Here is a 14,524-nt window from a genome sequence, read left to right on the forward strand (position 1 = left end):
ATCTTGTTCGCCGAATCGGCGGGAAGATGTCTTTTTCATGGCTTGCACCGATTCGCACTCACATATCGCTCTTTCTTCCGAATATAATGAAATACTACAGCCGAATGAAGGCAGCAGTGTCAACGCCAACTTGGGAGGTGACTGTCCATGCAAAGCAAAGATGCACACTCGTTCGTCGTATCCCGCGAAGACTGGTCGCTGCACCGCAAAGGCTACCAGGATCAGGTGCGCCACCAGCATAAAATCCGCGAAGTGATCAAGCGCAACCTGCCCGACCTCATCACCGAGGAAAATATTATTATGTCCGACGGCAAGCAGATCATTAAAGTTCCGATCCGCAGTCTTGACGAATATCGGTTCATCTATAATTACCAGAAACAGAAGCATGTCGGTCAAGGAGACGGAGACAGCAAGGTCGGTGACGTTCTCGGACGCGACCCTGCCTCTGCCCAGCCCGGTAAAGGGGAATCGGCCGGCGATCAGGCGGGCTATGATATTGTGGAAACCGAGGTCAGCTTGGAGGAATTGGAGAACATGCTGTTCGAGGAGCTCGAGCTCCCGCATCTTCAGCCCAAAGACAAGGAGCAGATCGAGACGCAATCCATCGTCTTTAACGATATCCGCAAGAAAGGCATCATGTCCAACATCGACAAGAAGCGGACCATTCTTGAAAATCTGCGGCGCAACGCCAGAGACGGCAAGCCCGGCATCCATGGCATCAGCCCCGACGATCTCCGCTACAAAACATGGGACGATACGGTTGTCCCTGAATCAAATGCCGTTATTATCGCCATGATGGATACGTCAGGCAGTATGGGCTCCTTCGAGAAGTACTGCGCGCGAAGCTTCTTCTTCTGGATGACCCGCTTTCTCCGCAGGCAGTACGAAAAGGTGGAAATCGTATTTATCGCCCACCATACCGAAGCGAAGGAAGTGACCGAGGAGGAGTTCTTCACCCGGGGCGAAAGCGGGGGCACGATCTGTTCATCGGCTTACCAGAAGGCACTCGACATCATCCATAACCGGTATCCTCCTGCCAACTACAACATCTACCCTTTTCATTTCTCGGACGGCGACAACCTCACCTCCGATAACGAACGATGCGTCAAGCTGATCGGCGAGCTGCTGAAGGTAAGCAATATGTTCGGATACGGCGAGGTCAACCAATACAACCGAAGCAGTACGCTAATGTCCGCTTACAAGAACATTAAGCTGGACCAGTTTATGTATCATGTCATTAAGGATAAGGGCGAGGTGTACGAGGCGCTGAAGACATTTTTCCGGAAGCGGGAAGGAGCTGCTGTGTAGCTGTTCGCCCCGCGAGAAAAATAACCTTTTGAAAATGGGATTCATCGCAAACGGAGGAGGTACTGCCTCCTCTTTCTTATGGGGATTGCTCTCGTCTCGCCTTGCCTCAATTCCTCTACCCATTGCCGCTAACAAGCCGAATGCGAGCCGGCACGCCGGCAAGCACAGCCGCACCGAAATCAAATGAATAATCTGTCTTCATATTGTTATCTCGCTGTAGCCTCAGGTTCATTATTTTGTCACCTTCTACTCCTCCGAAGATGATAGTATTAGCTATGACATCTTGTTGCAGGATTTTGCAGAATTCGATCCATTATTACATAAGCTGCAGCTTCTGCTAAATGAAAGGGAAGGTTTACCATGTTCCAAATGACACATCCATATCTAGACATCCAGACGTTTGTGAATATGTCCTACATATTATCACGGCAGCTGTTGCAGGGCGGAGCAGGCCCATGCCGCTCGAAAGGGGGAGTGGGCCGTGCCCGGATCCGGTAAGTCGCACTCGCGTTATATGCCCGGTCTTGACGGGCTCCGCGCCCTGGCGCTCATCGGCGTCATGGCGTATCACTGGGGCTTTGGCTTTGCAAGCGGCGGATTCCTCGGAGTCAGCTTGTTTTTCGTGCTGTCCGGATATCTAATCACGGACATCCTTACATCGCAGTGGCATCATCACCGCCGAATCGACTTGAAGGACTTCTGGGTCCGAAGGTTTCGGCGTCTGCTGCCGGCCATCATGATCATGCTCCTCCTCATCGTTGCATGGGTAACCCTGTTTGATCGCGAGCGTCTGCCAAACCTTAGGGGCGACGTGCTCGGGGCGATCACGTACATAAGCAATTGGCAGTTTATATTCGAGCAGCAATCCTATTTCGAATCCTTCGGTCCCCCTTCGCCTCTTGGGCATTTCTGGTCGCTGGCTGTAGAGGAGCAGTTCTATCTGTTGTGGCCGCTGATCATGCTGGCCGGCCTTAAGCTGTTCCCGCGAAGAGGCCAGCTGTTCGCGTTCATCGCGGCGGGAGCCCTTCTGTCGGCCGCGGTCATGGGTGTGCTGTATCAGCCTGGAACGGATCCAAGCCGTGTCTATTACGGGACCGATACAAGAGCCTTCGGCCTGCTCATCGGAGCCGGACTCGCCATCGTTTGGCCCAGCTGGAAGCTCCCCGTTTCCGCGTCGCCTGCCGTCAGACGTACGCTGAACCTGATCGGCATGCTGGCCCTGCTCGTTGTGCTCCTCATGATGTGGAAGGTAGACCGTTACGATCCGTTCCTGTACCGGGGCGGGATGTTTCTCTTCTCGATTGCAGCGGCCGTGCTCGTAGCCGTATTGGCCCACCCGGCAACCGGACTGTCCCGCTTGTTCAGCGGGAAGCCGCTGCTGTGGCTCGGGGTTCGGTCTTATGGAATTTATCTGTGGCACTATCCTGTGTTGATATTGTTTTCCCCATCTTCCGGCGTCAGCGGGCTCAGCATGCCCCAGATCGTCTTGCAGGTGGCGGCGAGCATCGTGCTGGCTGCCCTGTCCTGGAAATATGTCGAGCAGCCGATCCGCCGGGGCGGGTTCCGGAAGCTGAGGGAGCGCTTGAGATCGCTCCGGAAACGCCCGGCCTCCATTTCCGTGAAAGGCTGGATCGTCTCGTTCAGCTCGCTTATCCTGATCGGGATATTCTGTACCGGCATGATGAGCAGCGTCTCGGACGCGAAGACGGCCGGTGATATCGCAGCGATGCTTCATATTCCGGGACCGGACCTGGATCAGAACGGAACCGATCCAACTCGCGCCGGAGCGCCGGAAGAAACGATTACGCAGCTGCCAGCGAAAGAAACAATCACCGAACCGGACAAAACCGGAAAGGACCCTGCCGATCCTCCAGCTCCCTTGGAAGGTCCCGGCCAGACTGACGGGAAACCGACGCCGGAGCCAACGACGCCTGCCAAGTCGGCCGATCCCGGAGACGAAGCTCAGTCCCATACCAATTCCAGCTTGAAAGACCATAGGGGAGTTCAAGATCAAGGGGATGACATGCCTCCCTCTGCAGGGAAGGATGCGGCTGTGAAGGAAGGCTCTGAGACAGGCGGTAAGCAGTCGGATGCGCCGCCTTCGCCATCCGGGAATACCGCCAAGGATTCGTCCGGTTCGAAGCCGGGCGGCCAAGAAAAGCCGTCGGAAAGCGACTCCGGCAGCAGCGGCATCTCGAAGCAGCCGGCAAGTCCGAAACCGGGCACTCAGACTAAAGAGCCGATATCAGGCGCTGCCGTATCAGCGATCGGCGATTCCGTCATGCTAGGCGTCTCCCCTTATCTGGAGAAGGCGATCCCCGGCATCCATGTCGATGCGGTTATCGGCCGTCAAATGCGGCAGGCGAGGGATCTCCTGCCCGGGCTGCAGGCGAATAACCGAATCCAAGGCGGCACCGTCATCATTGGGCTCGGGACGAACGGCGCCTTTGCGCAGAAGGACCTGGACAGTCTGTTAAAGTCGCTCGAGCCCGCGCAGCGCATATTGCTCGTCAATACCCGGGTACCCCGGGAGTGGGAGCAGAACGTCAATGAGATGCTGGCAGCCGCTGCAGACCGGTATCCGAACGTGAAGCTCATCGATTGGTATTCGGCCAGCAAGGGCCATCCGGAATATTTCCGCTCGGACGGCGTTCATCTGGAGCCGGAAGGCGCAGCCGCTTATACTTCCATGCTGCTGGAAGCTCTTAAGTAACATAAGGTTTTATCTTACTTATCCTGCATATGCTATCATTCATTTACTAAGCGATTTGCCTATACGCCGGCCCTCTCTCCTATTCTATGAGACGGGCCGGCTTTTTACTTATATACGTGAGCGCGGCAAGCAATATGATATAATTCGATTACGAATTCATCATTCCAATGAAAAGGCGGTGCTAAAAATCTCTATGAACCATATCGTATCGATGAAATGGCTGCTGGCAAGGCTCTACGAGCCCGATCTCGTCATCGTGGATTGCCGTTTTGCCCTGGGTCAGCCGGATCAAGGCCGTACCGCTTATGACGAGACGCATATTCCGCGGGCCGTTTATCTTGACCTGGAGAAGGACCTCTCCTCTCCTGCAGCCCAGCATGGTGGCCGTCATCCGCTTCCGGACATGGAGCAGCTCGCCTCGGCCTTTGGCAAAGCCGGAATCCATCAGGACGCGCGTGTCGTTATCTATGATGACCAAGGCGGCATGATGGCCAGCCGGCTGTGGTGGATGCTGAAATACACGGGACATGAGCAGGCTTACGTGATGGACGAAGGCTTTACGGCCTGGAAGAAGGCTTCCTATCCGGTCACGGACGAGACGCCTGTCGTCATTCCGGTGACGTATGAGCCGTCGCTTCAGCCGGCCATGCTCGCCTCAATGGAGGATGTGCGTGCCGCTTCCAAGGACGGCTCGCACATCCTTATCGATTCCCGCGATCCGCGCCGCTATGCCGGCATTGAGGAGCCGCTGGACGTGAAGGCCGGCCATATCCCGGGCGCGGTCAACTATTTCTGGAAAGGCGTCCAGGATGCATCCGGGCATTGGAAGGATGCGCAAGCGCTCCAGGAGCATTTTTCAGGGATTTCAAAGGATGCCCAGGTCATCGTTTATTGCGGGTCCGGCGTCTCTGCATGCCCGAATGTGCTCGCTTTGAAGGAGGCCGGATATACGAACGTGAAGCTGTACGCCGGAAGCTGGAGCGATTGGATCAGCTACGAGGAGAACCCGATCTCCACGGGAGAAGAATAATAAAGGTCCGCGCCCGGACACGTTGAAGGGGCTGTGGCTGCTTGCCGAGAGGCAGGCTGCTGCAGCCCTTTCTATGTTTTTCATTGCAGCTGCAAGAATGGATATAGTTGTTTTTTATCGGTACATATCCATTGTGGATTGGTAAAATAAGGTTGCCGATTTTAAGGGGGGAACGTAATGGGTCATCATTTTGATTCCTTATTCAATAAATATTACGAGGAGCATCATTTCGCAGGAGCGGTTCTTATCAAAGACGGCAGCGATACGATTTTTGAACAGGCATACGGCCTGGCTCATCGCGGCTTCCAAGTGCCGAATTCGATCCATACAAGGTTTGATACCGCATCGGTCACGAAGCTGTTTACAGCAGTGGCGATTTTGCAGCTTGTTGATCGGGGAATGATTCGGCTTGACGACCGTATAACGGACATTATTGACCTGACCGGCACCAAAATTCCTGATGATGTGACAATTGCCCATCTACTCACGCATACTTCGGGCATCGCAGACGACGCAGACGAAGAATTGGGAGAGAGCTACGAGGCGTTGTTTATCAGCAAGCCCAACTATTCAATAAGAAACTGCATTGATTTTATTCCGCAGTTTGCCTATAAGGAGCCGAAGTTCAAGGCGGGAACGGATGTCAGCTATAATAACTGTGCTTTTGTGCTGCTTGGACTTGCCATCGAAGAAGCAACCGGTCAAAACTACCGTGATTATGTGGCACAGAACATATTTCGAGCTTGTGGAATGAAGCACACGTCCTTTATCGCTAAGGATGAGGGCGATATGGCGGTGGCTGAAGGATATGCCGCTGCCTTCAACGAGGACAATGAAATGATATGGAAAAAGAATATTTACTCCTTCCCTCCAATCGGTACTGCTGACGGAGGAGCCTATACCACAGTCGGCGATCTTGATGTATTCATGCGTTCCTTGGCGGACGGGAAGCTTCTGTCCGTTGAGATGACCAGGGAAATCATGAAGCCGCAAACCGACATCGAAAGAGCGTATGAATGGGGAAAGGTCATAAACGGGTACGGATTTCATTTCACCTATGATCTTAAGGGAAATCTCGTTCGTATGTACAAAGAGGGTTCTAATGCCGGAGTAGCCGTCATGTTTGCGTACTATCCAAAAATTGAAACGACGAGCATCATTCTGGCCAATCAAACCTGTGATGTATGGGAGCTGCATGCGATGGCGGAACAGCTGATATTGGCAGCAAAATAATACACTTATGTTAAGCAGTAACCCTTAAGATAGATATCCAAAACTCTCTTTCGACAAACGATGGGAATTTTAAGGGTGTTTAGCTATTTCAGCATTTCCGACCTTAAACTCTTGTGACGGATTTCCTGCGCAACACCCATGCTTCTCACCCGTAAGCTTCGCATTTGCATGAATGTGATAAGCTGGTTTTAGATTTCCAATTTCTGAAAGGAAGTGTTGCAGATGAAATTGAATCACGTTAATCTGACCGTCACGGATGTATCCGCTGCGAAAAATTTCTTGCAAACCTACTTCGGGTTGAAGATCGGTGGAGAGCGCGGGGAAGCCTTTGCCGCGCTGTTTGACGATGACGGGCTTGTGCTGACGCTGATGAAGGGAACCGAAGCGCATTATCCGAAAACCTTCCATATTGGCTTTATCCAGGAGAATGAGGAGAAGGTGAACGAGATGTATCGGCGTTTAACGGAGGACGGCTTCGAGGCGTCGTCTCCGAAGCGGGCCCACGGTTGGACCTTCTATGTGAAAGCTCCCGGGGGCTTCACCGTGGAGGTATTGGCGTAGGTTTGCCAGCTTCCCAAGTTAAAGTAAGGAAAAAATCTAAACACCCCGTGCGCACAGCCTGTGCGTACGGGGTGTAATCTTGTGCACATTGCATTCCGTTACAGATGCGATCCGCCGCTTGCATCGATGCACTGTCCGGTGATCCAGCGGCTTTCCGAGGATGCCAGGAAAGCGGCCACATCGGCGATATCCGCCGGCTCCCCCCACCTGCCAAAGATGGAGTATTCCGCGCCGAATTGACGGGAGGCCGGATCCTGCAGCATCGCGGCATTCATCTCGGTTGCGATGAACCCCGGCTGGATGGCGTTGATCGTAATCCCCCGCGCGCCAAGCTGATTAGCCAGCGACAGCGTAAGCGTGTTAATCGCTCCCTTGGTCATGCTGTAGGCCGGAACGGCCGGCAGCGATATTCTAGTCGTTGCCGACGACAGATTAATGATGCGCCCTCCGTCCCTCAGCCGCGGCAGCGCCTGCTGGATCAGGAAAAACGGCATTTTTACGTTGACCCGCATCACCTCGTCGAAATCCTTCTCGGATGTCTCATCAATGGTCACGGCCAGGCCGATCCCGGCGTTGTTGACCAAAATGTCGAGCCCCGTCTCTCCTGTCCGCTGCCGTAATTCTTCATCCAGGGCAGCGTAGAGCGATTCGACGCTCTGGACCGTATCCAGCACAGCCCCGATCGCGAATGCCCTTCCCCCGCTTCGCTCGATTTCGCGCACAACCTCCTCGGCAGCTTCCCGGTTCTTGCCGTAATGAACGGCTGTTAAGGCCCCTTCTTGAGCCAAGCGTTTCGCTATCGCCCCTCCGATCCCCCGGCTGGCTCCCGTGACGAGTGCTGCTTTTCCATTTAACTTACTCATGTATATCATCCCTTCCCTCTGATTTCACTTTCAGTTGTACCATAGGGGCCGTTTTGAAATGTTGCGCTCCTATTCTGTCCGTTCAGAGAGGACACGGATCGAAAATGATTTACAAGTCATGTCATGTTCCTATATAATAAAAAGTATCAAAAGAGCTGCGCAACTTACGTTTGCATAAGGCGATTAAAGGATGATTTTTTCCTTTAATCGCTTTTTTTGTGAGTTTAGATTCAGTGGAGGTATTCGTATGAAAAAAAGACTTTTCGACATGCTTATGCTGCTGGTAGGGGCTTTCCTGTTCGCTCTTGCCGTCAACCTGTTTATTATTCCGAACGATTTCGGGGAAGGCGGCGTAACGGGGATTTCGATTATTTTATATTACCTGCTTAAATGGTCCCCCGCGCTCGTCAGCATCGTCATTAACGGCATTTTGCTGATTATCGGCTATAAGCTGCTTGATAAGAAAACGACCGTCTACACTATCATTGCTGTCGGCTTCAATTCCCTGTTCCTGCATCTGACCGAGCATTGGGAAATTTCGTCGAGCGAGCCGGTCATTAATGCGATATTCGCCGGGCTCCTTGCCGGGGTCGGCATCGGGCTCATCATCAGGGTAGGCGGAACGACGGCGGGTACGGCCATACTCGCACGGCTCGCCAACAAATATTGGGACTGGAATATCAGCTACGCCCTTCTGTTCTTCGACCTGATTGTAGCGGGCCTCTCCATCTTCGTCATCGGAATTGAGAAGGTCATGTTCACGGTAGTTATTCTCTATATCGGTACCAAGGCTATGGAGTTCATTATCGAAGGCCTGAATCCGAAAAAAGCCGTCACGATCATCTCCACCCACCACGACCGCATTGCGGTACGGGTGACGGAGGTTATGGACCGGGGAGTAACGGTTTTGCGAGGATATGGCTATTATACCGGTCAGCCGAAGGATGTATTGTACATCGTGATCAGCAAGCAGGAGGTATCGATGCTGAAGAAGATCGTTCGCGCAGAGGACAAAAACGCATTTGTTACAATTCATGACGTTCGCGACGTATTCGGCGAAGGCTTCATTGATATATCCAAGTAGTTAAATGATTCATTTTACACTAAAATCAAACAAAGATCGAGAAAAATCTTGTGAGGGGGTTTTTTTCGATCTTTTTTTTCATGTCCGTTTTGAAGTTGAAAGCATGCGGACGGGAGCGGAGAAAACAGCCGTGCAGATGCTTGAAACATCTGATGTTTCAAGTTCGTCCAAAGCAGGAAAACCCCTGATTTTTCGGCACTTTCGCGGCCTTAAACTCACATAAAATGTTACCTGCATAGAAATATTTAATAGGTCCATAAAAAACATTTTATTGGAAAATGACGCCGAAATTCTATAAAATTCTCATCAACCTAACATACAGTTGTGACAATGATTTATCGATTTAGTGCAAATTATTTGGACAATGGTCCTACCCTGTTGCTGCCGGACGTTCACGACAACCTACTTTAACGATTTGAAGGAGTGCATCATAAAAGTGACTACGAATATTTCTGTTTCTTCACCTCTTGCTGCTGCCCAAGCGTATGTTGAGTCCATTTATTCCCAAGTCGTATCCCGAGACCCGCATGAGACCGAGTTCCATCAAGCCGTTCGGGAATTCGTAGATTCCATCGTGCCGGTCCTGGCTGAACACCCGAAGTATCAAGAGCATGGAATCCTCGAGCGTCTTGTCGAGCCGGAGCGAATGATTACCTTCCGTGTCCCATGGACGGACGATCAGGGTAAAATCCAAGTGAACCGCGGCTTCCGCGTTCAATTCAACAGCGTCCTCGGTCCATACAAAGGCGGAATCCGGTTCCATCCTTCGGTCTATGCCGGCATCGTGAAATTCCTCGGCTTTGAGCAAATCTTCAAAAACTCCCTGACCGGCCTGCCGATCGGTGGAGGCAAGGGTGGTTCCGACTTTGATCCGAAAGGCAAATCGGACCAGGAAGTCATGCGCTTCACCCAAAGCTTTATGACAGAGCTGTACCGCCATATCGGACCTGATGCCGACGTGCCTGCAGGCGATATCGGGGTAGGCGCTCGCGAGATCGGCTACATGTTCGGTCAATACAAGCGCATTCGCGGTGGACATGAATCCGGCGTTCTGACTGGGAAGGGCGTCATCTACGGAGGCAGCTTGGTCCGGACCGAGGCGACAGGTTACGGCTGCGTTTATTTCACGCAAGAGATGCTTGCTTCCAAAGGGCTTGATTTCAAAGACAGCCGCGTGATCGTATCCGGCTCCGGTAACGTCTCTATCTATGCGATCGAGAAGGCCCAGCAGCTCGGCGCCCGCGTCGTAGCCTGCAGTGATTCGGACGGATATATTTATGATCCTGAGGGCATTCAGCTGGAAACCGTTAAGCTCCTCAAGGAGAGAGACCGCCTCCGGATCAGCGAATACGTTCGCATCCATCCGCATGCGGAGTATCACCCAGGATGCTTCGGCATTTGGACGGTTCCTTGTGACATCGCACTCCCATGCGCTACGCAAAACGAGCTGGATGCCGAATCTGCCAAGACGCTGATCAACAATGGCGTCAAGGCGGTTGCCGAAGGGGCTAACATGCCTTCAACGCTTGATGCAATCGAGCTGTTCCTCGAGGCAGGTGTCCTGTTTGGACCGGCGAAAGCCGCAAATGCCGGCGGCGTGGCCGTATCCGCGCTGGAAATGAGCCAGAACAGCATGCGCATGGCCTGGACCTTTGATGAAGTCGATGCAAAGCTGCATCAAATCATGAAGAACATTTATAACAATGCCGTAGATGCGGCAGAGCAATACGGAGTACCCGGCAATTTGGTGGCCGGCGCGAACATTGCAGGCTTCCTGAAGGTGGCCGATTCCATGATCGCCCAAGGCATCGTCTAAAGAGGGTATACGCCAATAACAGGGCCGTCCCGCCAGCAGGAATTCTCTGCTGCGGGACGGCCTTTTCATGTTTTTCAAACCCTTCATGTAAAAAAAAAGAAGCCCCCCCGCAAGATGAACGTTCTTACGGGAAGGCCTTCTCTTACGGCTTATAGAAGCTCGCGGCGGAGCTCTTCGGCCGATTTAGGGGACAAGTATCCGAGCGGAATATCAAACACCGTTTTGGCGCCTTTCTGCCCTTCCCCGCTCAAGCGGAAGGCTGCTCTCGCATAAGCTACAAGCACGCTGGCGGTAAACTCCGGATTGCTGTCCAGCTTCAGACCGAATTCGATGATCTGTCTGCTGCCGTTGCCGGTAACGCCGCTGCGGATGACAAAGCCGCCATGCGGCATGCCCGAATGCTCGGCGTCCAGCTCTTCTTGCGTAATGAAGGTAACCGTCGTGTCGTAGTCCGCGAAATAGTTCGGCATCGAAACGATGGTCTGGCGGATTTGCTCCTGGTCGGCCCCTTCCTCTGCAACGACGTAGCAGGCTCTGATATGCTTCTCGCGGGTCGTCAGCTCAGGCGTCGAGCCGGAACGGATATCATCGATAACCTCTTGTACCGGAATGGTGTACTGTACGCCTGCCTTTACGCCTGGTACACGACGGATCGCATCAGAGTGACCTTGGCTCACGCCCTTGCCCCAGAATGTGTAATCATGGCCTTCCGGCAGAATCGACTCGGCAAGCAAGCGATTCATGGAGAACAGCCCCGGATCCCAGCCTGTCGAGATGACGCTGACATGGCCGCCAGCCTGTGCTGCCTCGTTTACCTGCTCGAAAAACTCAGGGATTTTGGCATGGGTGTCGAAGCTGTCTACCGTATTGAACAGACGAGCGATCTGTGGAGTCTGCTCAGGCAGATCCGTCGCGGATCCTCCGCACAGGATCATAACGTCAATTTTGCCGATATACTGTTCCGCTGCCGAGATATGCTCGAAGCGCACACCGGATACCTCCGGCATCTGCTGCGGGTCTCTGCGCGTAAAGATTGCGACCAGCTCCAGATCGGGGTTTTGTCCGATTGCCTTCTGGACGCCTTTGCCTAAGTTGCCATAACCTACGATTCCGACTTTGATATTCGAGTTCAAGCGTGATCCTCCCTTTGCCAATCCTATTATTCGTTGGCTTGATGTGTTAGTCTACTGCTTTAAAGTATAAAGACATTACATAGGAATGTTAAACTTTTTTTGCTCGCAGGCCCATGGTGTTTACCAATAATGTTCACGATTTATTCACAAAAAAACCGCCGTCCTGCTTAAACCAAAAAGAAACCTATGATTTTTAGTATAGCGCCTTTGGCATTACGCAATCAATTTTCGTGCCTGGCATCCTGAACTTAACCGCGCAGCCCTCGTTTAACGGCGGGCTCCTCCCTGCTTTCATTCCCTTAAAAAGGAATATCGCCGGCTTTACGCGAATGTAATAGAGGATCATCTAAGAAAAGGAGAATTTTTTAACATGAAAAAAATGACGGCAATCACCCTGACAACGGCGCTGGCGGCCTCACTCACCGTCGCTTCGCTCATTCCGGCTGCGGCTTCTGCCGATGCTTCAGCGGCGAAAGAGCGGATACAAATGTCCGAGCGCACCTCCTACTACGGCGAAGTTTCAAACGGGCAGCCTAACGGTCGTGGAACGATAAAATGGGGAACGGAGAAGCAATATTCCGGCGATTTTGTGAATGGCAAACGCTCCGGAAGCGGGAAGTACATCAATCAATACATCGAGGACGGCGAGCAGCATAAAGTCGTTTACACGGGAAGCTGGTCCGGTGATCAGATGAATGGAAAAGGCGTCCTTACGCATAAGGTGACCCAAGCAGACGGGACCGTAAGATGGCACCAGATTCAAAAGGGGATCTTTAAGGATGGGGTGTTTACAAACGGATATGATGTCATTCAAGCCGTTGCTGACCCTGACTTCAGCTTCACCTATACGAATGGCAAGGAAACGTTGGAGATCATGGGAACGAATAAGGGCCTGCATCAAGCCTGGAAGAAAGGCAACCTGTTCGACGTCAAGTACAAGAATGGTTCCGTCAACAAGAGCTACACGATCTTCCCGCTGGGCACGGAAGCGGAGCAGCGGAAGAACGACGCCGACCGCAAATATTTGCAGAGCATCTATAAGAAGATCGCTCCGCACTTGGGACAGTTTGAAGCATTGTCCAAGCAGGTCCCGTTGAAATAGGCGTTCAACGATAATCGATCGCATCGAGGCTTGCCGATATGGTGCAGCATCTGCTAGGCAGCCGGAGACGACACTCCGTTATATTGGATCATGAAAGGAAGATGGGTCAGATGGATTGGGTCCGGCGCATGAATGATGCGATCGGTTATATGGAAGAGCATATCACCGAAGAGATCAATTTCGCGGAAGCCGCACGAATCGCCTGCTGCTCGGTGTATCATTTTCAGCGGATGTTCCCGTATATTGCGGAGGTTACGCTATCGGAATACATACGAAGGCGAAGACTTACGCTGGCGGCGTATGAGCTTCAGAACAGCGACATCAAGATCGTTGATCTCGCGCTGAAGTACGGCTACGACTCGCCGGAGGCTTTTGCGCGAGCATTCCAGAACATGCACGGAACCACTCCCTCCGCAGCCCGGCTTGCCGGAACGAAGCTGAAGGACTATCCCCGCATCTTCTTTCAAGTTTCCATGAAAGGAGCGGCAGAAATGAATTACAGGATTGAAGAAATACCGGCGTTTTCGATTATCGGCTATTCCAAAGAGGTAAGCACTCAGAATGCGTATGATGTCGTCCCCCGATTGTGGCAGGAAGCGGCGGAGGAGGATGTCTTCCACAAGCTGTGGCCATTTAAAAGGCATGATCATCCGATCCGCGGATTCCTCGGCGTCTGTGCCGACGGCGATTACGGACGGCAGGATACGTTCTGCTATATTTTATCGGTTGTGTCCGAGCAAACGCCGCCGGAGCCTCTTATTCAGCGTTCGTTTCCCGATTCCGCATGGGCCGTATTTGAAATGGGGGGCGACCCTGGCCAAATCGCGGAGATGTGGAAACGCCTGTATTCCGAATGGATTCCGTCCCAAGCCTATGAGCTTGCCCCGCTGCCGGCCATCGAGTGCTATCTCCCGCCAGATGAGGACAAGAACGAGTTATGGGTCCCGATCATCCGTAAGCAGTAATCCTTAACTTGCAGCCCGCAGCACGGCACGCATAATTGCGGCCATCCGTTTGCCGAAGGAAGGCCGCAAGTGAGGAGCATATCACGAAAGGAGCAGCCCGCTTGCGGCTGCTCCTTTCGTTTTTGCTGCACCAAGATGCTCAGCACACCGGGATCAGGATGAACGGCAGAGGTGATTACGTCTCGACCGGAATCATGATGACAAATTCGGGATGATCGTCGTACGGGTCCTGGCTCATCGGATATTTCTCGAAATGGGTTAAATGGTCCGGACTATATTCCTTATATCCTTGTTCCTTAATCCAATTGTAAATATTCGTATACGATGCCTCGATGGCCTGCTCCTTGCTGTGCTGGCAAGCCGCATAGGTCAGGGTCGGAACCGACACGGTCACCATGCCGTCGGGAACCTTGCCCAACTTCTCCACTTCAACCGCCGCATAATGGATAAAGCCTTCTCCACCCGGAAACGCATGGTACGATAAACCGAGCATCGTGTCCTTATGTATGGCATGCGGAATTTCCTCAAGCCGTTCCTGCAGCTGCCGATGAACGGCGCGAATCCCTCCTGCGGCCGCATCCGCAAACGTTCCTTCCCATTTCAGGCCGACCGCCTGAAATGCCTCCTTCGTCGTCAACGCAGCCTCATTTCGTTGCTGAGCGCTCATCCTATATCCTCCTTTCATTTTTACAAATTCATTATATACTGAAACTATG

At 52.6% G+C, this 14,524-nt stretch carries 12 protein-coding genes; 9 read left to right on the plus strand and 3 right to left on the minus strand.

Annotated features, from left to right (window positions below; translation table 11 throughout):
• Positions 1–147: 147 nt before the first annotated feature.
• The 5 genes from yhbH (at position 148) to NST08_RS22620 (ending at position 6,845) form a co-directional block, all read left to right on the plus strand.
• Entirely contained in the window at positions 148–1,308 is a 1,161-nt protein-coding gene (gene yhbH, locus NST08_RS22600; RefSeq protein WP_028403840.1) for a sporulation protein YhbH, read from the plus strand.
• 481 nt (positions 1,309–1,789) lie between these two features.
• Positions 1,790–4,021, plus strand: coding sequence for an acyltransferase family protein (locus tag NST08_RS22605; protein WP_341342315.1), 2,232 nt, complete (start codon positions 1,790–1,792; stop codon positions 4,019–4,021).
• A 193-nt stretch (positions 4,022–4,214) separates the two neighbouring features.
• Positions 4,215–5,051 (plus strand): sulfurtransferase, encoded by an 837-nt coding sequence (locus NST08_RS22610; RefSeq protein ID WP_144877830.1) that lies wholly within the window; start codon positions 4,215–4,217, stop codon positions 5,049–5,051.
• Positions 5,052–5,228: 177 nt separating this feature from the next.
• Positions 5,229–6,284, plus strand: coding sequence for a serine hydrolase domain-containing protein (locus NST08_RS22615; RefSeq protein ID WP_007127350.1), 1,056 nt, complete (start codon positions 5,229–5,231; stop codon positions 6,282–6,284).
• A 222-nt stretch (positions 6,285–6,506) separates the two neighbouring features.
• Positions 6,507–6,845 carry a VOC family protein gene (locus tag NST08_RS22620; RefSeq protein WP_007127349.1) on the plus strand — a complete coding sequence of 113 codons (339 nt, stop codon included), beginning with the start codon at positions 6,507–6,509 and terminating at the stop codon, positions 6,843–6,845.
• Between the two features lie 98 nt (positions 6,846–6,943).
• Here the strand turns inward: NST08_RS22620 and NST08_RS22625 are convergent, their stop codons facing one another.
• Positions 6,944–7,708: an SDR family oxidoreductase gene (locus NST08_RS22625; protein WP_028403836.1), complete on the minus strand. Its 765-nt coding sequence runs from the start codon at positions 7,706–7,708 to the stop codon at positions 6,944–6,946.
• Positions 7,709–7,955: 247 nt separating this feature from the next.
• Here NST08_RS22625 and NST08_RS22630 point away from each other — a divergent pair, with 247 nt between their 5' ends.
• Positions 7,956–8,792 carry a YitT family protein gene (locus NST08_RS22630; protein ID WP_028403835.1) on the plus strand — a complete coding sequence of 279 codons (837 nt, stop codon included), beginning with the start codon at positions 7,956–7,958 and terminating at the stop codon, positions 8,790–8,792.
• Between the two features lie 436 nt (positions 8,793–9,228).
• A complete protein-coding gene (gene gdhA / locus NST08_RS22635) occupies positions 9,229–10,608 on the plus strand; it encodes an NADP-specific glutamate dehydrogenase (protein ID WP_251535441.1) in 1,380 nt (459 codons plus the stop codon).
• 149 nt (positions 10,609–10,757) lie between these two features.
• Here gdhA and NST08_RS22640 read toward each other — a convergent pair whose 3' ends face one another.
• Complete coding sequence (locus tag NST08_RS22640; protein WP_007127345.1) at positions 10,758–11,741, minus strand: diaminopimelate dehydrogenase; 984 nt, start codon at positions 11,739–11,741, stop codon at positions 10,758–10,760.
• Positions 11,742–12,111: 370 nt separating this feature from the next.
• On the opposite strand from NST08_RS22640, the gene NST08_RS22645 reads away from it, so the two are divergent.
• Positions 12,112–12,843 (plus strand): hypothetical protein, encoded by a 732-nt coding sequence (locus NST08_RS22645; RefSeq protein WP_210094389.1) that lies wholly within the window; start codon positions 12,112–12,114, stop codon positions 12,841–12,843.
• Positions 12,844–12,953: 110 nt separating this feature from the next.
• Positions 12,954–13,808 carry an AraC family transcriptional regulator gene (locus tag NST08_RS22650; protein ID WP_210094390.1) on the plus strand — a complete coding sequence of 285 codons (855 nt, stop codon included), beginning with the start codon at positions 12,954–12,956 and terminating at the stop codon, positions 13,806–13,808.
• Between the two features lie 175 nt (positions 13,809–13,983).
• Here the strand turns inward: NST08_RS22650 and NST08_RS22655 are convergent, their stop codons facing one another.
• Positions 13,984–14,475 carry a GyrI-like domain-containing protein gene (locus NST08_RS22655; protein ID WP_144877826.1) on the minus strand — a complete coding sequence of 164 codons (492 nt, stop codon included), beginning with the start codon at positions 14,473–14,475 and terminating at the stop codon, positions 13,984–13,986.
• Positions 14,476–14,524: the final 49 nt, after the last annotated feature.

The organism is Paenibacillus sp. FSL K6-1566, assembly GCF_038050475.1.
Classification (GTDB): Bacteria; Bacillota; Bacilli; order Paenibacillales; family Paenibacillaceae; genus Paenibacillus_AQ; species Paenibacillus_AQ lactis.

Excerpts from the sequence above, each read along its gene's own strand:
- yhbH (WP_028403840.1), top strand. The coding sequence starts at position 148 with ATGCAAAGCAAAGATGCACACTCGTTCGTCGTATCCCGCGAAGACTGG.
- NST08_RS22610 (WP_144877830.1), top strand. The coding sequence starts at position 4,215 with ATGAACCATATCGTATCGATGAAATGGCTGCTGGCAAGGCTCTACGAG.
- NST08_RS22615 (WP_007127350.1), top strand. The coding sequence starts at position 5,229 with ATGGGTCATCATTTTGATTCCTTATTCAATAAATATTACGAGGAGCAT.
- NST08_RS22620 (WP_007127349.1), top strand. The coding sequence starts at position 6,507 with ATGAAATTGAATCACGTTAATCTGACCGTCACGGATGTATCCGCTGCG.
- NST08_RS22625 (WP_028403836.1), bottom strand. The coding sequence starts at position 7,708 with ATGAGTAAGTTAAATGGAAAAGCAGCACTCGTCACGGGAGCCAGCCGG.
- NST08_RS22630 (WP_028403835.1), top strand. The coding sequence starts at position 7,956 with ATGAAAAAAAGACTTTTCGACATGCTTATGCTGCTGGTAGGGGCTTTC.
- NST08_RS22645 (WP_210094389.1), top strand. The coding sequence starts at position 12,112 with ATGAAAAAAATGACGGCAATCACCCTGACAACGGCGCTGGCGGCCTCA.
- NST08_RS22650 (WP_210094390.1), top strand. The coding sequence starts at position 12,954 with ATGGATTGGGTCCGGCGCATGAATGATGCGATCGGTTATATGGAAGAG.
- NST08_RS22655 (WP_144877826.1), bottom strand. The coding sequence starts at position 14,475 with ATGAGCGCTCAGCAACGAAATGAGGCTGCGTTGACGACGAAGGAGGCA.